A 20,167-nucleotide genomic window follows, 5' to 3' on the forward strand; every position below is an offset into this window, starting at 1 on the left:
AAATTAACCGTTGGTTCCCCTTATGCGCAGCATGGTTCCGGCTCCAATCGAGCCAAGGTTCGCGTGCCCCCGTGCAGCAGGACGTCAGAAAGAACTACATCAGCATCGTGAACGACGCGCCTGATCACGAGCGCGCGGCGAGCACGGCGCCGCGGCCGCAGCCGGGCACGATGAAGGACTTCGTCGGCCGTCTCGCGACCGTGCTGAAACGCCGCCTTCCCGCCGCACCAGGCCCGACCATCACGCCCTGACAGGCGCACCGGCTCCCGCGCGTCCTTGCGGAGGGCCGTCGATTTGAATCCATTTGGATGGATCGATGGAACCTTAATTTAATGGATGCCATCGTATGTGACGGAGACGCGGCCGCCCGGGCTTCATTCTTCCCCCGCGCAGAAAAATCTATTCGATCTATTTACCAGTCCGAAAACGACGCTGCCACACATTGGATCGGATGAAGAGGAGTTGGCAATGACTTTGCTTAGGTCTTTCCTTGCCGATGAGACTGGCGCCACCGCCATCGAATACGGCCTGATTGCCGCCGGCATTGCGCTGGCGATCGTGACCGTCGTGAACAACACGGGCAGCCAGCTCCTCAACAACAAGTTCAACTCGATCAGCTCGTCGCTGAAGTAAAGGCCGCCTCGTAACGGCTGCCCTGGCCTGAGGCGACGTCCCTGCACGCGCCGACCCGGCGCGGCCGTCGGCGCACGCTTCCTCCCGGATCTCGTCACTGCGAGCGATAGCGACGCAATCCAGGGTCCTTCCGCGGAGGAATTCTGGATTACCTCGCAGCGCTCGCAATAGCGGTGGGTGGCCCGTAGCGCACTCAAACTCGTGTCCCGGACGCTACGCAACGTCCTTCAAGCAACCACATCTTTGCGCTCCCGCGCTTTGACGGCCTTTTGAGTCCTGATAGTCTTCGGCCCGGCGTGGTTCGACGGGCCATGCTCAATCATTGGACCGGAGCTGTTTGAAGGATGCGGATGCGAAGCGTGACGGTCTTGGCTCTCAGCCTCATGTTTGTCGGCGCCTGGTCGCACGACAGCGCGAGAGGACAGACTTCGGTCGCGCCTCCGGTTTCGCTTGCTCCGCCCAATGCATCGCCGCCGCGCGCGAGCGCCAAAACCTCCAGAATTCCGCCGGCGACATCCGGCAGGGAGGCTTCGCCACCCGTGATCGGCGGCCCTCCGCTGGTGCCGAATCCGGCCGCCGACTACGATGGCTTCAGCGTAGGCACCGTGGACGACAACGACGCCTCGAGCCAGGTGACGCCGCATGTGAGGTCACGCGCAGCAAAGGCCTCCAAGTCCAATCCGGATACTACCGGGCAGTCGTCGGTCGATCAGGAAGATGAGGCGTTGAAACGAAAGCTGACGATCTGCAAAAACTGCAAATAGGACGTTTGCCAGCCATTGGCGAAGCCGACCGGCGGCCGTAGCGGCTGCGGCAGCGCGCTGCATGGCTGACCTACCGCGACTGTCGCCTGCCCGTGCTTTACCCTCCCGCAAATTCCTGATCCTCTCTCCCCAATCGGCCGGACCAACCGGCCTGCGCCTGAGGAGAGAGACGCCATGAAGCTCGGCACCGCCATTGCGGAAATCATGAAGCGCGAGGGGATCGAGATCCTCTGCGGCTATCCAGTCAACCATCTGATCGAGCACGCGGCCAAGGCGGAGATCCGGCCGGTGATGGTGCGGCAGGAGCGCGTCGGGGTGCACATGGCGGATGCGATCTCGCGGGTGACGTCGGGGCGTTCGATCGGCGCGTTCTGCATGCAGCACGGGCCCGGCGCGGAGAACGCGATGGGCGGCGTTGCGCAATGCTATGGCGAATCCGTGCCCGTGCTGGTGCTGCCGATGGGCTATCAGAGGCGGCTTGCGCATATCGAGCCGAACTTCAATTCCAGCGAGGCAATGAAGGCGTTTTCGAAATCGTCCGAGCCGATCATCCTGGCTGCGGAGGTCACCAACATTTTCCGCCGCGCCTTCACCAAGCTCAAGAACGGCCGCGGCGGGCCCGTCATTGTCGAGATCCCCGCCGACATGTGGAACGAGGAGGTGCCGGAGCCGCTGAACTACACGCCGGTGCTGCGCACGCGCTACGGCGCCGATCCTGTTCATGTGAAGGAGGCAGCGGGCCTGCTCGTCAACGCGAAGCGCCCCGTGATCTATGCCGGCCAGGGCGTGCACTACGCGCAGGCCTGGCCGCAACTGAAGCGGCTCGCCGAGCGGCTCGCCATTCCCGTCACCACCAGCTTAGGGGGCAAATCATCGTTCCCGGAAACGCATCCGCTGTCGCTGGGCTCGGGCGGCCTTGCGGTGCCGCGCGCTGTTCCAAAATTCCTCGCTGAGGCCGATGTCATTTTCGGCATCGGCTGTTCCTTCACCGAGACCAGCTTTGGCATCGCGATGCCCAAGGGAAAAACCATCATCCACTCCACGCTCGATCCGAACCATCTCAACAAAGATGTGGAAGCCAGGATCGGCCTCGTCGGCGATGCCGGGCTCGTGCTCGATGCGCTGCTGGAGGAGATCGGCAAGACGGTCACGAAGGATCGCGATGCATCTGCGGTCGCGGCCGAGATCGCCGCTTCGCACAAGGAGTGGCTGGCGAAATGGATGCCGAAACTCACCAGCAATGACGCGCCGCTTAGCCCCTATCGCGTGCTCTGGGACCTCCAGCACACCGTTGACATCAAGAACACCATCATCACCCATGATGCCGGCAGTCCGCGCGACCAGCTCTCGCCGTTCTGGAAGGCGGTCGAGCCCCTCACCTATCTCGGCTGGGGCAAGACGACGCAGCTCGGCTACGGCCTTGGGCTGGCGATGGGCGCAAAGCTCGCAAAGCCCGACAAGCTCTGCATCAATGTGTGGGGCGATGCAGCCATCGGGTTCACCGGCATGGATTTCGAGACCGCGGTGCGCGAGCGCATCCCGATCATGTCGATCCTGCTGAACAATTTCTCGATGGCGATCGAGTTGAAGGTGATGCCGATCTCGACCGAGAAATATCGTTCGACCGACATCTCCGGCGACTATGCCGCGATGGCGCGCGCCTTCGGCGGCCATGGCGAGCGGGTGACGAGGCCGGAGGACATCATCCCCGCGATCAAGCGCGGCATCCAGAAGACGAAGGAAGGCGTGCCGGTGCTGCTGGAGTTCATCACCAGCAAGGAGACCGAGGTGTCGCGGCCGGGGACTTGAGCCGTTTGCACTAAGGCGGGGGCTCGGCGCTGGCTCCAGCCGCAAGAGATGTGATAATCGGGCTTGGTACCGCATACGCCGCGGCGCTTAGCCGGATTATCAATGACCGCGCCTCCCCAGGACAAGGCCGCCGAGCTCGAACGGCAATTGCGATCCCAAGCGGCCGAGAATGCCCGCCTGCAAGCCGAGCTTGCCATTGCGCGCGACCGCCAGAACGCCAGCATGGAGATCCTGCGCACCATCGCTAACTCCTCGGGCGATGCGGAGGGCTCGCTGCAACAGATCGCGGAAGCGACCATGCATCTGTTCGGCGCGCCGAGCGCCACCATTCACATTGCGGAAGGCGACGGGTGGTCCAGGGTCATCCGGGTCGGCGACAGCTCCATGCGCGTCGGCGCCGGCGTGCCGCTCGCCCAGCTCAAGATCGGCGGCCGCAACATGCCCGGCACCATCGTGGCCGAGAACCGGCAGGTTCATGTCCCCGATCTCGACAATGTCGATCCGGCCATCTCCGACTGGCCCGGCATGCCTCACGTTCGCGCCGCCGGCACGCGTTCGATGTCCGGCTCGCCGCTGCGGCTTGAAGGCAAGGCGATCGGCGCGTTGATCGTCTACCGCGACCGCCTCGCGCCCTTCACCGATGACGAGATGGCGCTGCAACAGAGCTTTGCCGACCAGGCCGCGATCGCGATCGAGAACGCGCGCCTGTTCAACGAGACACGGGAATCACTGGAACGGCAGACCGCGACCGCCGACATTCTGAAAGTGCTGGCGAGCTCGCCCTCCGACGTGCAGCCGGTGTTCGACGCCATCGCCGCCAGCGCCAACCGGCTGATCGGGGGCTTCACCACCGCCGTGCTCCGCTACATCGACGGCGCCGCGCACCTCGTGGCATTCACGCCGGGCGATCCGGCCGGCGACCGCGTGCTCCAGGCCTCGTTCCCGGTGCCGTTCGCGCAGTTCCCGGCGTACCAGCTCACGGCCCATGGTGAATCGGCGCAGCTGCCGGATACCGAGCTCGAGCCGGCGGCACGCGACATCGCGCGCGCCCGCGGCTTTCGCAGCATGCTGTTCACGCCGCTGATGAGCGAGGGCGAGGCCAAAGGCGTCATCATCGCCACGCGGCGGACGACCGGCGCGTTCGCCGAGCATCATGTGCGGCTGCTGCAGACCTTCGCCGACCAGGCGGTGATCGCGGTCAAGAATGTCAGCCTGTTCAACGCCACACGGGAAGCGCTGGAACGGCAGACCGCGACCGCCGACATCCTCAAGGTGATCGCGGCCTCGCCGGCCGACGTCACGCCGGTGTTCCAGGCGATCTCCGACAGTGCCAAGGCGCTGGTCGGCGGACATTCCTCCACCGTCACCCGCGTCATCAACGGCATGCTGCATCTGGCCGCCTTCACCACCGACAACGAGGCCGGCAACGCGGAGCTGCGCAGCTCGTTCCCGGCGCCGCTTGCGGCATCGGGCATTCACAGCCGGGTGGCGACGAGTGGTGAATACGCCTTCCGCAGCGACATGCAGAACGAGCCCGACCTCACGGTGGCGATGCGGGAGCTGGCGCGGACGCGCGGCTATCGCAGCATCCTCGTGATTCCGATGCTGCGCGACGGGATTGCAATCGGAACCATCGGCGTGACGCGCCCCGAGGCCGGCCCTTTCCCGGACAAGGCGATCAGCCTGCTCAAGACCTTTGCCGACCAGGCCGTGATCGCGGTCGAGAACACCCGCCTGTTCAACGAGGTGCAGGACCGCACGCGGGAGCTCGCCAGATCGCTCGACGATTTGCGCGCGGCGCAAGACCGTCTGGTCCAGACCGAAAAGCTGGCCTCGCTCGGCCAGCTCACCGCCGGCATCGCGCACGAGATCAAGAACCCGCTCAACTTCGTCAACAATTTTGCCTCGCTCTCGGCCGAGCTGACCGACGAGCTGAACGAGGTGCTTGCGCCCGTCCCGCTCGCCGCCGATCTGCGCGCGGAGGTCGACGAGCTGACGGGGCTGCTGAGGGACAATCTTGGAAAGGTCGTGCAGCACGGAAGGCGCGCCGATTCCATCGTCAAGAACATGCTGCTGCATTCGCGCGAGGGCGGCGGCGAGCATCGGCTGAGCGACATCAACGCGCTGGTCGAGGAGAGTCTCAACCTCGCCTATCACGGCGCGCGTGCCGAGAAGCCGCTGTTCGACGTGACGCTGAAGAGCGAGCTCGACCCGGCGGCAGGTTCAGCCGAGGTGTTTCCGCAGGAGATTTCCCGGGTGCTCTTGAACCTGATCTCGAACGGCTTCTATGCGGTGACCAGGCGCCAGATGGGCAGCGGCGCCGGTTACGAGCCGGTGGTGATCGCCGCGACCCGCGACCGCGGCGACAGCATCGAGATCCGCATCCGCGACAACGGCACCGGCATTCCGGAAGAGGTGAAGGCGAAGATGTTCAATCCGTTCTTCACGACCAAGCCGGCCGGCGAAGGTACCGGTCTCGGGCTGTCGATGAGCCACGACATCATCGTGAAGCAGCACGGCGGCACGATCGACGTCACGACAGAGCCCGGCGCGTTCACCGAGTTCACGATCGTGTTGCCGCGAAAGAGCAGCTTTCCGGACCCGACCAGAGGATAGCGTCGCCCGGGAGGTGGTTTCATGTATCCAGCCGGGCTCATCCGGCGACAATTGCTGTCGCTATCCGGCGTCGGCCTCACGCTGGGTGCGCTGTTCTTCGCGGCTGCGCTGACGCCGACGCTGATCCCGCGCAGCTATCTCACGCAAGGCGCCCTCGCCGGCGGCTCATTTGCGATCGGCTATTTCGCCGGTGTCCTGTGGCACCGGCTGTGGGATGCGACGACGTGATGCGTGTGAACTGCCTCACACACTACCCCCGCGTTTGGGTGTAGCGTCCCGGCAGGTCCTTAAGGGTCCACCAGTTCGAGACTGCGCCTCATTGCAATAGGGGAGTTTCGGAAATGGCAGGTTCTGTTCTTTTCATCATTACATCTATTTTTATTTTGGTTTGTAGCCCTGCCCTCGCCGATCAGGGGGGCGACTCCGCCGGCGACTTGCTTCCCCAAGTGGCACAATGGGCGATCACGTTGCTGGGATTGATCGTGGCGGCCCGACTGGCATGGCAAGCATTCGGCCGAGCCGTTCGCGTTGCCGACGTCCCTACATTTCCGAAGTACATGACGAGCCACCGGCAATACCTGCTCGGAAGCTCGGCCTTCGTCGTGTTCGCCTGCGGCTTCTTCCTACTGCTCGTTCACGAGAATCGGCAAGTGATCATGCTGGCCCCGCTGGTGCCGGCAATTCCGGACGTCATCCTCGAGGCAGTCAAGGCCCAATCACCGCCCTACTTGATCGTCGTCGCCGCTATGGGCGCCGTCTTCCTGTACCTTCTCACCAAGGAGGCCGAGTGGAACGCGCTTCTGATGATGCGCGACGTCATCCGTATCTGGATCAGCGTTCCCCAACTCGTCAAGCAGATCATAACGCAGATACGATTCTCGCTGCGCGTACCAGCTGCAGCAATTGCTGAAGTCATCGCGAGCGCGCCGGAAGTGGCAGCGGCGGACTTTCATAAAAGTCTGCCGACGCCCGACCGGATGTGGGCGGAGATCTGCTACATGAAGTGGTGGCTGATGCAGCGCCGCGAAGCCGGAAAGGATGCGATCTTCTTCACCGAGGACAGCTTCGGCTTCGACCAGCTCATTCAAAAATCTCAGTGGGCGTCGTATACGATGGGTCGATGGAAGTCCGGCACTGCGCCGGACCTGGATCTAACAACGTTCCCTCAGACCGTCACGGAACTTCACGACAATTGTGCCCGACTCGTTGCCTGCTATCTGATCTACCGCAACGGCGCTAGAAACAATTTGTGCGCCGAAGCCAAGGAGTTTGGAATAGACGTCGACGCCACGGCTCAAACCAATCCCTTGCGGTACTGGATCATCTACGCCATTGCGCTGATCTTCTCGGTCTACATCGGAGTCATCGTTTCGGCCGTCGCTTATGACCTCATCGACGGCCAGGGCATCGTTCTGAGACAGGACCCGAACCGCCTGCTGGCGTGGGTGCTGTATGCACTCTGCAACTACGGGCTCGCGATCATCGTGGTGCTGCTTCTGCGATGGATCTTGAGTGCATTGGGAGTCGATGCCAACCAGTCGCATCTGGTTACATATTGCTGGACCTTCCTGGTGTCGTTTGTCATCGGGCCAACGGGCTTGACCGTTGCGGTTCATTATTTCGGCCAGGCATCGCTGAGCCAGTTGCCGTATCCCGACCTCTACTTCAAAATGCTGCAATGGGGGCTGGGGCCGGCGCTCGTCTCGGTCTATATCTCTTATTATCTGGACAGACAGTCCTGCTCCGATCTGCCGGACATCGACAGTTCTGCTGCGACCCTGCGGCGACGATTGCTGAACTGCTTCGCCTTTGCGGTCGGAACGGTCTTCCTGTTGCTTCCGAACCTATTGTCCCTGACTGCGCCACCCGATGCGGTCTGGGTTGCGAGCAAGTTACAATTCATTGCTACCGGCACGACGTTTTTCACAGCCTTTGGTTTGGCGCTTGCGGCACAGTTTGCGCTCAAGAAGGAACCGCAGCCCCAGGCTTCGCTTCCCGGGGTGGTACGGACATCGTAGCCGCTGGATAATCTTGGTCAGGTAAGTAGCGCGCGCGTCGCCGACGCCGCGCTGCTTGCCGCAGCGGGCGGCCACCTGGGCATGGCTGACCTACCCCCTACGCATTGGGCCGAGCTTTACCGTCTCTCCGATTCCTGCCCCTCTAGAGAGCAATCGACCGGATCAACCGGCTCGTCCGGGGAGAGTGACACCATGAAGCTCAGCACCGCGATCGCGGAAATCATGAGGCGCAGGGATCGCGATCCTCTCCGGCTATCCCGCCAACATCGAAAAACTTGGCTCGACCAACATCTCCTGCAACTATGATGGTGCGCGCCTTCGGCGGTTATGGCGAGGGGGTGACGACGCCGGGGAAATCGTGCCCGCGATCCGTTGCGGCATCCAGGAGACGAAAGAAGGCGCGCCGGTGCTGCTGGGGTTCTTTGCCAGCAACTAGTCCGAGGTGTCGCGGCAAGGGACGCGAGGTGGTTTCATGAATCCAGCGCGGCTCATTCGGCGACAATTGCTGTCGCTGTCCGGCGTCGGCCTCACGCTGGGTGCGCTGTTCTTCGCGGCCGCGCTGACGCCGACGCTGATCCCGCGCAGCTATCTCACGCAAGGCGCCCTCGCCGGCGGCTGCTTTGCGATCGGCTATTTCGCCGGTGTCCTGTGGCGCCGGCTGTGGCACTATCTCGAACTGCCCGAGCCTTCGGCGCGCGCAAGATCAATTGCGAATGCGCTTGTCGCAGTCGGCTGCCTGCTCGTCGTCATCCTCGCCCTCGGGCGCACCGCCGAATGGCAGAACTCGATCCGCACCGTGATGAAGATGGCGCCGGTGGAGACGGCCCATCCGCTCAAGGTCTGCGCCATCGCCCTGATCACGTTCGTCGTGCTGCTGGCGCTGGGGCGGCTGTTCGCGTTTGTCGCCCGCTTTCTCGCCGCGCGCATACGACGCCTCGTTCCACGGAAGGTCGCGAACGTGATCGGCCTGCTCGCCGCGGCCCTGCTGTTCTGGTCGATCGCCAGCAATGTCCTGATCCGCACGGCGTTCAACGCACTCGACTCCTCCTTCCGCGAACTCGATGTTCTGTTCGAGCCCGAGCGGCCGCAGCCGACCGATCCCGGTCGGACGGGGAGTTCTGCGTCGCTGGTGAAATGGACGGAGCTCGGGCGCATGGGACGCCGGTTCATTGCCTCAGGCCCGACCGCAGCCGAGATCAGCGCCGTCACGGAAAGGTCCGCGCAGAATCCCGTGCGCGTCTATGTGGGGCTCGGCAGCCGCGACACCGCGCAAGCGCGCGCTAGGCTCGCGCTCGAGGAGCTCAAGCGCCAGCACGGCTTCGACCGCAAAATCCTGATCGTCATCACGCCGACCGGCACGGGCTGGATCGATCCGGCGGCGATGGATACGGTCGAATATCTCCACCATGGCGATGTCGCGAGCGTCGCGATGCAGTATTCCTATCTCAACAGCCCGCTGTCGCTGCTGTTTCAGCCCGAATACGGCGCCGAAGCGTCGCGCGCGTTGTTCGCGGAAATCTACGGCTACTGGACGACGCTGCCGAAGGACAAGCGGCCGATGCTGTATCTGCACGGACTGAGCCTCGGCGCCATGAACTCGGAGAAATCCGCGGAGCTGTTCGAGACGATCGGGGATCCCATTGGCGGCGCGCTGTGGAGCGGGGCGCCGTTCGAGAGCCGCATCTGGCGCTCGGTCACCGCGAACCGCAATCCGGGATCGCCGGCCTGGCTGCCGGAATTTCGCGACGGCCGCCTCGTCCGCTTCATGAACCAGAACGGACCGACGGTGCCGCGGGATACGCCCTGGGGGCCGATGCGCGTCGTCTATCTGCAATATGCCAGCGACGCGATTACCTTCTTCGCGTACCGCGACGCCTATCGGGCGCCGGCCTGGATGAATGCGCCGCGCGGGCCTGACGTTTCGCCGGAGCTGCGATGGTATCCTGTCGTGACGATGCTGCAGCTCGCCCTCGACATGGCGGTCGCGACCGCGACGCCGATGGGCTTTGGCCACGTCTACGCGCCCGAGCATTACGTCGATGCCTGGGTCGCGGTGACAGATGTCAATGATTGGTCCGCCGAAGCACTCGCGCGGCTCAAGGAACAGCTTGCGGCGAAGGCGCGAAAGACGAGCGCGGGTGATGCCGACGACGATCCCGATCGCGGCGGCTAACCCCTACTCCGCCATCTCCACCTGCTGCGTGACGGAGGGGCCGGCGAGCGGCCGCTCCTCCATCATGATCAGGCAGAGCGCAGCGGTGGTCATCAGCGCGGTGGCGGCGCCGAAGACGTAGCGGAAGGCGTGCCGCATGTCGTCGGCGGGAATGACGACGGCGCCGGCGGCATGATGCTCGCCGGCCAGCGGGACGTCGGCGCCGAGCGCGATCAGCAGGATCGCCGCGAACGCCGCGACCGTGAATGAGGACATCAGCGAGCGGAAGAAGTTCATCGCGCCGGTGATGGTGCCGACTTGCGGGCGCGCGACCGAATTCTGCAGCGAGACCACGCAGACCGGGAAGGTCGTGCCGAGCCCGAGCGCGAACGCGGCCATCAGCGTCAGCAAGCCCCACAGCGGCAAGGTGGTGACCGTGAGGCCGAGGCCGCACAGCGCGGCCCAGGACGTGCCGATGATGGCAACGCGCTTGTAGTGTTTCGCGCGCGCCATGGTGCGGCCGGCAATCGCCGCGCCGCAGGTCGAGACTGCCGCGAGCGGAATCAATGCGAGCCCCGCCTCGCTGGCGCTGAGATGGTAGACCGACTCGTAATAGAGTGGCAGCTGCACGGTGAGGCCCGTGATCGCACCGAGCCCGCAGCCCCCGGCTGTCATGGCGAAAGGCGCCACCGAACCCGTCAATAGCTTCAACGGCAGGAACGGCTCGTCGGCCCGCCGTGCGTGCCAGACGAAGGTGACCGCGAGCGCGACGGCGCCGCCCACCATCGCAAGCACCGTCGGCGAGAGCCACGGATAACGCGTGCCGCCCCAGGTCAGGACCAGCATGAAGACAACCGCAGAGGCCATCAGCAGCACGCCGCCGAGCCAGTCGACCTTGCGCTTGCGGTGGAACACCGGAATCTTCTTCATCTTCGGCAGCAGCATCGCGATCGCTGCGGCCGCGAGCGGGAGATTGATCCAGAAGATCATCGACCAATGCAGATGCTCGGCGAACACGCCGCCGATGACCGGGCCCAGGATGCCGCCGACCATCCAGACGCTGGAGAAATAGGCCTGGTACTGGCCGCGCTCGCGCGGGGAGACGATATCGGAGATCACGGTCTGCACGACAGGCATGATGCCGCCGCCACCGAGGCCCTGAAGGCCGCGCGCCAGGATCAGCATCGGCATGCTCGGCGCGATCGCGCACAGCACGGAGCCGGCGACGAACAGGCTGAGCGAAATGATGATCATCACGCGCCGGCCGTAGATGTCGCTCAGCGTCCCGAACACCGGCGCGACCGCGGTCGAGGCGAGCAGATAGGCGGTGATGACCCAGGAGAGATTGGAGACGTCGTGAAACTGGCGCCCGATGGTCGGCAGCGCGGTCGCGACGATGGTCTGGTCGAGCGCAGCCAGGAACATCGTCAGCATCAGGCTGATCACGATGGTCCGGACCTCGTCCTGCGACAACGGCGCCGGCGGCGCGAGCGAGGGCGCGTCGTCGACGCTCAAGACCTCGCTGGGAAGGCGGGACAGCTCTTCGGCAATGTCGTCAGGCAACGCCTGAATGTCGGCAGAACTGCTCTGCCGGTCGAACTTGTTCATCTCGATCGGAAGCCGTGAGGCGGCGCAACGCCGCGAAGGATTCGTTCTATGCAGGCAATGTAGAGAGGAAAGTTCTTCTCAGGCAGGCACCGCGGCGCATGGGTGCATCCCGCCGCGGGGTCATCGCGATGACGTGATCCGACGTCGCAGGCGGGTCAGTCCTTCGGACGTCGCTTCAGGCGTGCCCGTTTCGGCAGCTGCGCCGGCCATTGCACGATGTGGTCCTCGAGCTCCTCGTCCGGGATCTCCTCCTCGCTGCCCTCGACCCGGCCGCGGACGGAGACGCCGGCTTCATGAACGGAGTCGGGATCGCCCGAGACCAGCGGATGCCACCAATAGAGGTCGCGCCCTTCCGCGACCAGCTTGTAGCCGCAGCTCGGCGGCAGCCAGTTCAGGGTGCGGACATTGGCCGGGGTCAGCCGGACACAGTCGGGAACCTTGGCCGACCGATTCGGATAGTCCTTGCACCCGCAGGTCCCGGCATCGAGCAGCTTGCAGCCGACATGGGTGAAATAGATATCGCCGGTATCCTCGTCCTCGAGCTTGTTCAGGCAGCAGCGGCCGCAGCCGTCGCACAGGCTCTCCCATTCGGCCGTCGACAGCTCTTCCAACGTCTTGGTTTTCCAGAAGAATCCTTCCTGGCCTGAAGGTCGTTTGGAAGCTGCGGTCATGCGTCTCAACAAGGGTTCGAAAGAGCTACGGCTCGTTCCATCTACGGCGTGCGGCCGGGACGCTGCAAGCAACGCCCAATTGAGGCCCGTAATGAACCGGGGTCAATTAGGCCTGTTGTTCAAAATCGCGAGCCTGACCATTGGTTTATAGGCCCTGCTCGGCTAGAAGGAACAGCAAGTCCCCTCGGACGCGAAACCGGCGCCTTGGGTTTGCCGTAACATTCCCTCAAGACGTCTCGGTGCCGCCCGGCCGGGTGCCTGAACGCTGTCGAACCGAGCCTCAAGGGTTCTAGGTGGTCCAGAACACACCATCCAACTGGAAGAGCCGCATCCGGAATTTCTTTCTGGATCTCGACGCGCGCATCGATTCCTCGCTGTTCTCCTCCGCCAAGGGTATCCGCGAGCTCTACGAGCGCTACTCGACCTTCATGGACCGCTTCTATGTCGGGCGGTGGAAGCGCTGGGTGTTCATCGAGCCGCTGTCGGAGGCCGCGACGCTGGGCCTCGGCGGCCTGGTCGTGATGCTCACGCTCGCCATCCCCGCCTTCCGCGAGACCGCGGACGAGGACTGGCTGAAGAAGTCCGACCTCGCGGTGTCGTTCCTCGACCGCTACGGCAACCCGATCGGCAGCCGCGGCATCAAGCACAACGACTCGATCCCGCTGGAAGACTTTCCGGACGTGCTGATCAAGGCGACGCTCGCAACCGAAGACCGCCGCTTCTACGAGCATTTCGGCATCGACATCGCCGGCACCGCGCGCGCGCTCGTCACCAACGCCCAGGCCGGCGGCGTCCGCCAGGGCGGCTCCTCGATCACCCAGCAACTCGCCAAGAACCTGTTCTTGAGCAACGAGCGCACCATCGAGCGCAAGGTCAACGAGGCCTTCCTCGCGGTCTGGCTGGAATGGCGCCTGACCAAGAACGAGATCCTCAAGCTGTATCTCGACCGCGCCTATATGGGCGGCGGCACGTTCGGCGTCGACGGCGCGGCCCACTTCTATTTCAACAAATCCGCGCGCGACGTGACGCTGGCGGAAGCCGCGATGCTCGCCGGATTGTTCAAGGCGCCGACAAAATACGCCCCGCACATCAACCTGCCCGCGGCGCGTGCCCGCGCCAACGTCGTGCTCGACAATCTCGTCGATGCCGGCTTCATGACCGAGGGCCAGGTGTTCGGCGCCCGCCGCAACCCGGCCTTCGCAGTCGATCGCCGCGACGAGGCCTCGCCGAATTACTATCTCGACTACGCCTTCGACGAGATGCGCAAGCTGGTCGACACCTTCCCGAAGTCGTACACCGAGCGCGTCTTCGTGGTGCGCCTTGCGATGGACGCCAACGTGCAGAAGGCCGCGGAAGACGCGATCGAGAACCAGCTGCGCCAGTTCGGCCGCGACTATCACGCGACGCAGGCCGCGACCGTCGTCTCCGATCTCGACGGCGGCATCCGCGCCATGGTCGGCGGCCGCGACTACGGCGCGAGCCAGTTCAACCGCGCCACCGACGCCTACCGCCAGCCCGGCTCGTCGTTCAAGCCTTACGTCTACACCACCGCGCTCCTCAACGGCTTCACGCCGAACTCGATCGTGGTCGACGGTCCGGTCTGCATCGGCAATTGGTGTCCGCAGAACTATGGCCATTCCTATTCCGGCGCGGTGACGCTGACGCAGGCGATCACGCGCTCGATCAACGTCGTGCCCGTCAAGCTGTCGATCGCGATCGGCCAGAAGGAACAGCCGAAGGCGCCGAACCCGGCCAAGCTCGGCCGCGCCAAGATCGTCGAGGTCGCCCGCCGCTTCGGCCTCAAGGCGCCGCTGCCCGATACGCCGTCGCTGCCGATCGGCTCGGACGAAGTCACCGTGCTCGAGCACGCCGTCGCCTACGCCACCTTCCCCAACCGGGGCAAGGCGGTGACGCCGCATTCGGTGCTGGAAGTGCGCACCGGCGCCGGTGATCCGGTCTGGCGCTGGGACCGCGACGGTCCGAAGCCGCGACAGGCGATCCCGGCCTCCGTTGCCGCCGACATGGCCGGCATGATGAGTCACGTCGTCAGCGAAGGCACCGCGCGCCGCGCCGCGCTCGACGGCATTCCGACCGCCGGCAAGACCGGCACGACCAATGCGTATCGCGACGCCTGGTTCGTCGGGTACACCGGCAATTTCACCTGCGCGGTGTGGTACGGCAATGACGACTATTCGCCGACCAATCGCATGACCGGCGGCTCGCTGCCGGCGCAGACCTGGCACGACATCATGGTCGCCGCGCATCAGGGCGTCGAGGTCCGGGAAATCCCCGGCATCGGCATGGGCCAGAAGCTGCCGCCGCAGCCGGTGGCAGCGCAGGCCAATGCGGCACCGAAGGTGCTGGAGACCAAGCCCGGCCCGCCGCCCGTGCTGACCAAGCGCGGCGCCGACGTCCTGGTGCGCGTCGAGAAGCTGCTCGATGACGCCGCCAGGACCGCGACCAAATCAACCAGCAACGACGCCAACGCGGCCAAGCCGGCCTCGTCGACGAGCGCGCTCGCCTTCCCGCAGAACTATGCGGAAGAGAATGCGAATGCATCCGTCCCGCGCAAGAACTGATCGAAACCCGTGCGGCTGATCCTGATCACATTGACGGCCCTTCTGCTCGCGAGCGTGGTCGGCGTCGGCGCGACCTGGATGACGACGACGCGCGGCACCGAGATCGGCGCGCTGACCATCGGCCCCTGGACCGCCCGCCCCCGCACCGGCACCGCCGACGTCGATCCCTATTCGCGCGCCACCATCGTGCGCAACGGCGAGCTGCCGATCGGCACCGGCGACGGCGTCGCCTTCACCGCGACCGCCGACGAGAAGAAAAAGGCGCTCGACGGCCGCTGCGACGTCGTCGTCTCCGGCGTGACGCCGCCGGCGCGGTTCTGGACGTTGACGCTGTACGACCGCAAGGGCCACCTCGTCGCCAATTCGCTGCAGCGCTATGGCTTCACCAGCCAGGAGATCGTGCGGCAGTCCGACGGCTCGTTCGAGATCCGCATCGCCTCGCGCTCGCGCGCCGGCAACTGGCTGCCGACCGGCGGCATCGAGCGCTACGCGCTGATGCTGCGCCTCTACGACACCCCTGTCGGGGTTGCGACGCGCACCCAGCGCGATGCGCCGATGCCCACGATCAAGACGGTGGGCTGCTCATGATCCGCCTGCTGTTCACAATCGTCGCGGGCGTGGTGCTGGGCCTCGTGGTCCATCTCGTCAGCGTGCTGGCGCTGCCGCGGATCGCGACACAGGACGCCTATTCGCGGCTGACGCCGATGACCAAGCTCAACGCCGTGACGCAGCTTCCCCTCGCCGATCCCAACAATTCGCCGATGCCGTTCATGGACCCGGCCTTCGCGATCGCGATCTGCCGCTACGACCTCACAAGCGGGCCGCTCAAGCTCACGGTGCCGGTGAGCCAGGCCTACACCTCGGTGTCGTTCTACACCCGCAACGAGATCGCCTATTACGCCATCAACGACCGCTCCGCCGGCAAGAAGGTGATCGAGCTCGACCTCATGACCGAGCCGCAGCACAACGAGCTGCCCGAGGACGAAGAGATCACCGCGGCCGACCGCCTGATCATCGATTCCCCTGCTACCACCGGCCTGATCGTGATGAAGGCGCTCGCCGCCGAGCCCGGCCTGATGCAGCAGGCGCAAAGCTCGCTCCAGGCTGCGACCTGCGCACCGCAGACAGAAGCGCCGGCCAAGGCCGAGGCACCGCGCGGACGGCGTTGACGCCCGGCCGTTTGGGCACGCTCAAAACAAAAACATGAAAAACAACCCCATGCACAGTAGTGGGGGCATTGAGACTGCTAGCTAATTTGAACGACCGATCAGCAGCAGCGCGACCTCAGCAGCGAGACCATTTTGGCCGCCTTTGACACGTCGGGCAAAACACTGGCATGATGGCAACATCGAAAGTTCGTAACACCCGCGGCGGAGCAATCCGCCGCGCTTTTTTCATGTCGTAGCACAGGTTACCGTGATCTAAGGATCACCGTCGTCCCCCGCCGCTCGAAAACGCAATCCACTGCGTCGGGTAGCTGGCGGAAAGTCCCTGCCCCCAGTGTCAGTCCAAGCCTAGATCAATATCTCGGGCGGTGCGACTTCGCCCACTCGCGGGCATGCGCAATGGGCGCGCGCGGCGGCAGGATCGCGCGCAGCTTCTGCGTCGTCGGCAGGCTCTCCATGCGCTCCCGCCATCGACAGAAGGCCGGATATTTCGGGTACATGGCTTTGCCTTCCTCCGTCAGGCTGAACGCAAAGGTGCTTGGCAAAAGGTAGAAATCCGCGATCGAGAGTTCTGGACCGAGGAGGTAGTCCCGACCATCGGCGAGCTCGCGCTCGATGGCCACGAGTGCGGTCTCGACCTTGGGCAGTGCGTGCGCCACCACCTTCTCGTCGGATGCAATCCCGAGCTCGGGAAACACCAGCCGCTCGTGGGTCACATGGTAGATCATGTAGGGATAGACGTAGGAATCGACGACACCGATCCATTGATTCATGCGAGCCCGCGCGTGCGGGTTCTGCGGCGTCAGCCGTGCTCCCGCGAACACCTCGTCGATGTAGCCGACGATGGCGCGCGTCTCGTAGACGGTGAAGTCGCCGTGCCGGAAGATCGGAACGCGGTTGAACGGATGGAGCGCGAGATGCTCGCTCCTGCCCATCACGGGCTCGAGGTCCTCGAAGCGGTAGGCCACGTCCTTGTGGGTGAGGACGAGCCGCACGATGTTGACGAACGTGCTGCGGGGAAAGCCGTAAACGATGGTCTCGGACATGTTTTCTCCTCCCGGTTCGCTTGCTGTCGATCGGGTTCGATCAGCGCCAGAACGGCTTGTTCGCTTGCTCCAAGGCCTCTTCCCGAGTGAGCCCGAGATCGGCAAGGAGATGGGGATTGTCGGCAATCGCGCGAAGATCGTCGCGCTGATTTATCCGCTCGATACGGGCAAGCCATCTGCCGATCAACGGCTGCCATGAATTTTGTTTATGATCCGCGGCCGCCGCACTGCGTCGAACTCGCGCCGGAAAACCGCGATCGGCAATAGGTATTGACATTTATTGCCTCCAAATCCCATGATTTCGTGTCGTGGCCCGCCTGCATAGGGCCGGCAGGGCAAAGTTCGCAAAGCATCGTTTCTCGGGCCAGCCCCAATTTTTCTCATGAAGTCCCTCAGGAAGGTTCGTCATGCGCCCGCGTTTGCCACCGCTGAACGCACTAAAGGCCTTCGAAGCCGCAGCCCGCCACGAGAGCTTCACGCGGGCCGCCGAAGAGCTGTGCGTCACGCAAGGTGCGGTGAGCCATCAGGTCAAGGCGTTGGAAACGGAGCTCGCCATCAAGCTGTTCAGCCGCGAGCGCCAGCGCCTGATCATCACGGAAGCGGGTCGCGACTATCTCGCGGTGATACGCGATGCGCTGGACCGAATTGCCGCGGGTACGGAGCGGCTGTTGCAGCGACAGAACGCAGGCGTGCTCACGGTCAGCACGTCCCCGGATTTTGCCGCCAAATGGCTGGTGCATCGCCTCGGCCATTTCGCGGAAGCGCATTCGGAAATCGATCTCCGCGTCTCGGCAACGATGCATCACGTCGATTTTGCGCGTGAGGAGGTCGATCTTGCGGTCCGCCATGGCGATGGAAACTGGCCGGGCCTCGATGCCACAAGGCTCTGCACGGAACGGCTCTTCGCCGTATGCAGTCCCAAGCTGCTGTCGGGACGCCGCCGCATCGGCGGGGTCGCGGATATCCTGAGATTTCCCCTGATCCACCTCGACAGCAGATCCGACTGGGCAGATTGGCTACGTGGCGTCGGCATTGACGACGCCGATGTCACGCATGGTCCGGTGCTCAATCGCGCCAGCATGGTCATCGATGCCGCAATCAACGGCCAGGGCATCGCCCTGGCCCGCACGACATTGGGCGCCTGGGACCTGATCAATGGACGGCTGGCGCTGCCCTTCCCGGAGTCAGTGCCATTGTCGAAGAGCTATTGGATCGTCTGCCCCAAGGCGACCGCGTCACTTCCGAAGATTGCGACATTTCGTGACTGGCTGCTCGCGGAGGCCGCGAGCGACCTGCGCCTGCTTAAATCCTTCACCGGGACTTCAAAGGCAGCGAAGCGGCGATAAGGCCCTCGTTTCCGGCGATTTTCTCACCCGCGGATGGATGCTCCGGATTGGCAAGCCACCGGAACCAAGCCTCCCTTTCGAACCAAAATATTGCCGAGCCGTCAGACCCTCAGGCCGTCAACCCGAGTTTGCGCGTGTTCGACAAGCATCAACTAGCTTAGCTGTCACTGGGGCGTTCACCCGGCAAACAGGTTCCTGCGGAGCGCAACCTCCCGTGCTGCTGCAATCCGCCCAGCGGGAGGCCTTGGCTGCGCAGTCGTTATGGATTATCCCCTCCCAGGGGATAGGATAAACCATGACGCAACACGTACACGAGAGTCATTCGCACATCGTCAAGCGCCTGAAGCGCGCCGAAGGACACCTGCGCACGGTCATCGCGATGTTCGACGACGGACGATCCTGCCTGGACCTCGCCCAGCAGCTCCATGCTGTCGAGAAGGCGATCTCCGAGGCCAAGAAGGCCCTGATCCACGATCACGTCGACCATTGCCTGGATGCAGCCGCCAACGGCGGCTCAGGCAAGTCGACGAAAAGCGTTCTCGCCGAGTTCAAGGCGATTTCGCGATACTTGTAGCGCGGAGCTTTCGATGTTTTTGGCCCACGGTTCCGCTGCAGCGATCCTGTCGGTTTTGCTCGCCGTCACCAACGTCACCTCGCAGGCGTTCGCACAGTCCGCACCGGCAAAGCCGGAAGGAAAGCCGGCTGTGATCGTCATGGACGACGAGCGCATCAAGCTCGCCGAGATCGAACTGCGCGAGGCGGGCCCCGCTCCAATCGCGAGGCGTCTGATGGTGCCCGGCACCATCGTGCCTGACGCCGGGCGGGTCGCCCATGTCTCGGTCAAGCTCTCCGGCACGGTCGCCGAACTGCGCAAGAACATCGGAGACGATGTGGTCAAGGACGAGGTCCTCGGCGTTCTGGAAAGCCGCGAGGTTGCCGACGCCAAGAGTGAATACCTCTCGGCAAGACTGTCCAACGAATTGCAACAGGAACTGACGGCGCGCGACAAGTCGCTTTGGGAGGGGCGCGCGGTTCCCGAGCAGCAATACATCAAGTCGCGCAACGCGGCGGCGCAGACTGAAATGCGCTTCGGCATCGCACGCCAGAAGCTGATGGCGCTGGGCGTCACCGATGCCGAAATCGCCGGTCTGCCGCAGGCGCCCGACGGATCGCTGCGCAGTCAGAACATCCGGGCGCCGATCTCCGGGCGCGTCGCCGAACGCAAGGTCGAATCCGGCACGGCGGTGGGGCGCGACAGTCTCGAAACGGAGCTGTTCGTCATCGTCGACCTCAGCCGCGTCTGGGTCGAGTTGGCGGTCTCCTCGACCGACCTGCCCCTGGTGAAGGAAGGCCAGCCGGTCGATATCGCGCTGCGGGGCCTCTCGGAGACCGGCGCCGGCAAGATCGTGTTCGTCAGTCCCTTGCTCGACAGGGAGACGCGCTCTGCTCGCGTCGTGGCCTCGCTGCCCAATCCCGATGGTCGCTGGCGACCGGGATCATTCGTCACCGCGGGCATTGCGGTCGAGCGCCGCGACGTGGCCGTCGCCGTCCCGTTTGCCGCCGTCCAGACCGTCGATGGCCGCAAGGCGGTCTTCGTCCGGACCAGGCAAGGTTTCGAGAAGCGCGACGTCGTGCCGGGGCGGCGCGATGGTGCCGTCGTCGAGATCGTCTCGGGACTTTCCGCCGGCGAGACCGTCGCCAGCTCGAATACCTTCTCCCTCAAGGCCGAGCTTTCCAAGCCCGGCGATGAGGACTGAGC

At 64.3% G+C, this 20,167-nt stretch carries 17 protein-coding genes and 1 pseudogene; 14 read left to right on the plus strand and 4 right to left on the minus strand.

Features of this window, described 5'->3' with window-relative positions:
- Positions 1–71 precede the first annotated feature (71 nt).
- The 8 genes and pseudogenes from AC5ZFO_RS01965 to AC5ZFO_RS02000 all read left to right on the plus strand — a co-directional run bounded on the left by AC5ZFO_RS01965 (position 72) and on the right by AC5ZFO_RS02000 (position 10,013).
- A complete protein-coding gene (locus AC5ZFO_RS01965) occupies positions 72–251 on the plus strand; it encodes a hypothetical protein (protein WP_282518810.1) in 180 nt (59 codons plus the stop codon).
- 217 nt (positions 252–468) lie between these two features.
- Positions 469–633 carry a Flp family type IVb pilin gene (locus AC5ZFO_RS01970; RefSeq protein WP_014496710.1) on the plus strand — a complete coding sequence of 55 codons (165 nt, stop codon included), beginning with the start codon at positions 469–471 and terminating at the stop codon, positions 631–633.
- 350 nt (positions 634–983) lie between these two features.
- The gene (locus AC5ZFO_RS01975) at positions 984–1,397 is read left to right on the plus strand and encodes a hypothetical protein (RefSeq protein ID WP_282518811.1); all 414 of its coding nucleotides are present in this window, start codon (positions 984–986) and stop codon (positions 1,395–1,397) included.
- Between the two features lie 132 nt (positions 1,398–1,529).
- Positions 1,530–3,206 carry a thiamine pyrophosphate-requiring protein gene (locus AC5ZFO_RS01980; protein WP_496121203.1) on the plus strand — a complete coding sequence of 559 codons (1,677 nt, stop codon included), beginning with the start codon at positions 1,530–1,532 and terminating at the stop codon, positions 3,204–3,206.
- Positions 3,207–3,308: 102 nt separating this feature from the next.
- Positions 3,309–5,822 carry a GAF domain-containing protein gene (locus AC5ZFO_RS01985; RefSeq protein ID WP_496121182.1) on the plus strand — a complete coding sequence of 838 codons (2,514 nt, stop codon included), beginning with the start codon at positions 3,309–3,311 and terminating at the stop codon, positions 5,820–5,822.
- Between the two features lie 21 nt (positions 5,823–5,843).
- Positions 5,844–6,035, plus strand: a pseudogene (locus tag AC5ZFO_RS01990) (alpha/beta-hydrolase N-terminal domain-containing protein); the annotation flags it as partial.
- A 128-nt stretch (positions 6,036–6,163) separates the two neighbouring features.
- Positions 6,164–7,840, plus strand: a complete 1,677-nt coding sequence (locus AC5ZFO_RS01995; RefSeq protein WP_282518813.1) for a hypothetical protein — start codon at positions 6,164–6,166, stop codon at positions 7,838–7,840.
- Positions 7,841–8,312: 472 nt separating this feature from the next.
- A complete protein-coding gene (locus AC5ZFO_RS02000) occupies positions 8,313–10,013 on the plus strand; it encodes an alpha/beta hydrolase (RefSeq protein ID WP_282518814.1) in 1,701 nt (566 codons plus the stop codon).
- A 3-nt stretch (positions 10,014–10,016) separates the two neighbouring features.
- Here the strand turns inward: AC5ZFO_RS02000 and AC5ZFO_RS02005 are convergent, their stop codons facing one another.
- Entirely contained in the window at positions 10,017–11,600 is a 1,584-nt protein-coding gene (locus AC5ZFO_RS02005) for an MDR family MFS transporter (protein ID WP_282518815.1), read from the minus strand.
- A gap of 155 nt (positions 11,601–11,755) precedes the next feature.
- Complete coding sequence (locus AC5ZFO_RS02010) at positions 11,756–12,271, minus strand: YcgN family cysteine cluster protein (RefSeq protein ID WP_496121185.1); 516 nt, start codon at positions 12,269–12,271, stop codon at positions 11,756–11,758.
- A 293-nt stretch (positions 12,272–12,564) separates the two neighbouring features.
- On the opposite strand from AC5ZFO_RS02010, the gene AC5ZFO_RS02015 reads away from it, so the two are divergent.
- The 3 genes from AC5ZFO_RS02015 to AC5ZFO_RS02025 are packed head-to-tail and all read left to right on the plus strand — an operon-like array spanning position 12,565 to position 16,019.
- Positions 12,565–14,850, plus strand: a complete 2,286-nt coding sequence (locus tag AC5ZFO_RS02015) for a transglycosylase domain-containing protein (RefSeq protein ID WP_282518817.1) — start codon at positions 12,565–12,567, stop codon at positions 14,848–14,850.
- A gap of 9 nt (positions 14,851–14,859) precedes the next feature.
- Positions 14,860–15,438, plus strand: a complete 579-nt coding sequence (locus AC5ZFO_RS02020; protein WP_212482826.1) for a DUF1214 domain-containing protein — start codon at positions 14,860–14,862, stop codon at positions 15,436–15,438.
- On the plus strand, positions 15,435–16,019 hold the full coding sequence (locus AC5ZFO_RS02025; protein WP_282518818.1) for a DUF1254 domain-containing protein: 585 nt from the start codon (positions 15,435–15,437) through the stop codon (positions 16,017–16,019). The genes AC5ZFO_RS02020 and AC5ZFO_RS02025 overlap by 4 nt, the downstream gene beginning before the upstream one ends.
- A gap of 350 nt (positions 16,020–16,369) precedes the next feature.
- On the opposite strand, the gene AC5ZFO_RS02030 is transcribed toward AC5ZFO_RS02025, so the two are convergent.
- Both AC5ZFO_RS02030 and AC5ZFO_RS02035 read right to left on the minus strand, forming a co-directional pair.
- A complete protein-coding gene (locus tag AC5ZFO_RS02030) occupies positions 16,370–17,062 on the minus strand; it encodes a glutathione S-transferase family protein (protein WP_496121188.1) in 693 nt (230 codons plus the stop codon).
- A 40-nt stretch (positions 17,063–17,102) separates the two neighbouring features.
- The gene (locus AC5ZFO_RS02035; RefSeq protein ID WP_282518820.1) at positions 17,103–17,339 is read right to left on the minus strand and encodes a DUF1127 domain-containing protein; all 237 of its coding nucleotides are present in this window, start codon (positions 17,337–17,339) and stop codon (positions 17,103–17,105) included.
- A 130-nt stretch (positions 17,340–17,469) separates the two neighbouring features.
- Here AC5ZFO_RS02035 and AC5ZFO_RS02040 point away from each other — a divergent pair, with 130 nt between their 5' ends.
- The 3 genes from AC5ZFO_RS02040 to AC5ZFO_RS02050 all read left to right on the plus strand — a co-directional run bounded on the left by AC5ZFO_RS02040 (position 17,470) and on the right by AC5ZFO_RS02050 (position 20,165).
- Positions 17,470–18,408, plus strand: a complete 939-nt coding sequence (locus tag AC5ZFO_RS02040) for a transcriptional regulator GcvA (RefSeq protein WP_282518821.1) — start codon at positions 17,470–17,472, stop codon at positions 18,406–18,408.
- 295 nt (positions 18,409–18,703) lie between these two features.
- Positions 18,704–18,982, plus strand: coding sequence for a metal-sensing transcriptional repressor (locus AC5ZFO_RS02045; protein WP_282518822.1), 279 nt, complete (start codon positions 18,704–18,706; stop codon positions 18,980–18,982).
- 13 nt (positions 18,983–18,995) lie between these two features.
- Complete coding sequence (locus AC5ZFO_RS02050; protein WP_282518823.1) at positions 18,996–20,165, plus strand: efflux RND transporter periplasmic adaptor subunit; 1,170 nt, start codon at positions 18,996–18,998, stop codon at positions 20,163–20,165.
- Positions 20,166–20,167 lie beyond the last annotated feature (2 nt).

It is taken from the genome of Bradyrhizobium sp. Unk1 (assembly GCF_059512345.1).

Bases quoted from the DNA above. Each gene is read 5' to 3' on its own strand.
- AC5ZFO_RS01970 (WP_014496710.1), top strand. From the start codon at position 469: ATGACTTTGCTTAGGTCTTTCCTTGCCGATGAGACTGGCGCCACCGCC.
- AC5ZFO_RS01975 (WP_282518811.1), top strand. From the start codon at position 984: ATGCGAAGCGTGACGGTCTTGGCTCTCAGCCTCATGTTTGTCGGCGCC.
- AC5ZFO_RS01985 (WP_496121182.1), top strand. From the start codon at position 3,309: ATGACCGCGCCTCCCCAGGACAAGGCCGCCGAGCTCGAACGGCAATTG.
- AC5ZFO_RS01995 (WP_282518813.1), top strand. From the start codon at position 6,164: ATGGCAGGTTCTGTTCTTTTCATCATTACATCTATTTTTATTTTGGTT.
- AC5ZFO_RS02000 (WP_282518814.1), top strand. From the start codon at position 8,313: ATGAATCCAGCGCGGCTCATTCGGCGACAATTGCTGTCGCTGTCCGGC.
- AC5ZFO_RS02005 (WP_282518815.1), bottom strand. From the start codon at position 11,600: ATGAACAAGTTCGACCGGCAGAGCAGTTCTGCCGACATTCAGGCGTTG.
- AC5ZFO_RS02010 (WP_496121185.1), bottom strand. From the start codon at position 12,271: ATGACCGCAGCTTCCAAACGACCTTCAGGCCAGGAAGGATTCTTCTGG.
- AC5ZFO_RS02025 (WP_282518818.1), top strand. From the start codon at position 15,435: ATGATCCGCCTGCTGTTCACAATCGTCGCGGGCGTGGTGCTGGGCCTC.
- AC5ZFO_RS02030 (WP_496121188.1), bottom strand. From the start codon at position 17,062: ATGTCCGAGACCATCGTTTACGGCTTTCCCCGCAGCACGTTCGTCAAC.
- AC5ZFO_RS02035 (WP_282518820.1), bottom strand. From the start codon at position 17,339: ATGTCAATACCTATTGCCGATCGCGGTTTTCCGGCGCGAGTTCGACGC.
- AC5ZFO_RS02040 (WP_282518821.1), top strand. From the start codon at position 17,470: ATGCGCCCGCGTTTGCCACCGCTGAACGCACTAAAGGCCTTCGAAGCC.
- AC5ZFO_RS02045 (WP_282518822.1), top strand. From the start codon at position 18,704: ATGACGCAACACGTACACGAGAGTCATTCGCACATCGTCAAGCGCCTG.
- AC5ZFO_RS02050 (WP_282518823.1), top strand. From the start codon at position 18,996: ATGTTTTTGGCCCACGGTTCCGCTGCAGCGATCCTGTCGGTTTTGCTC.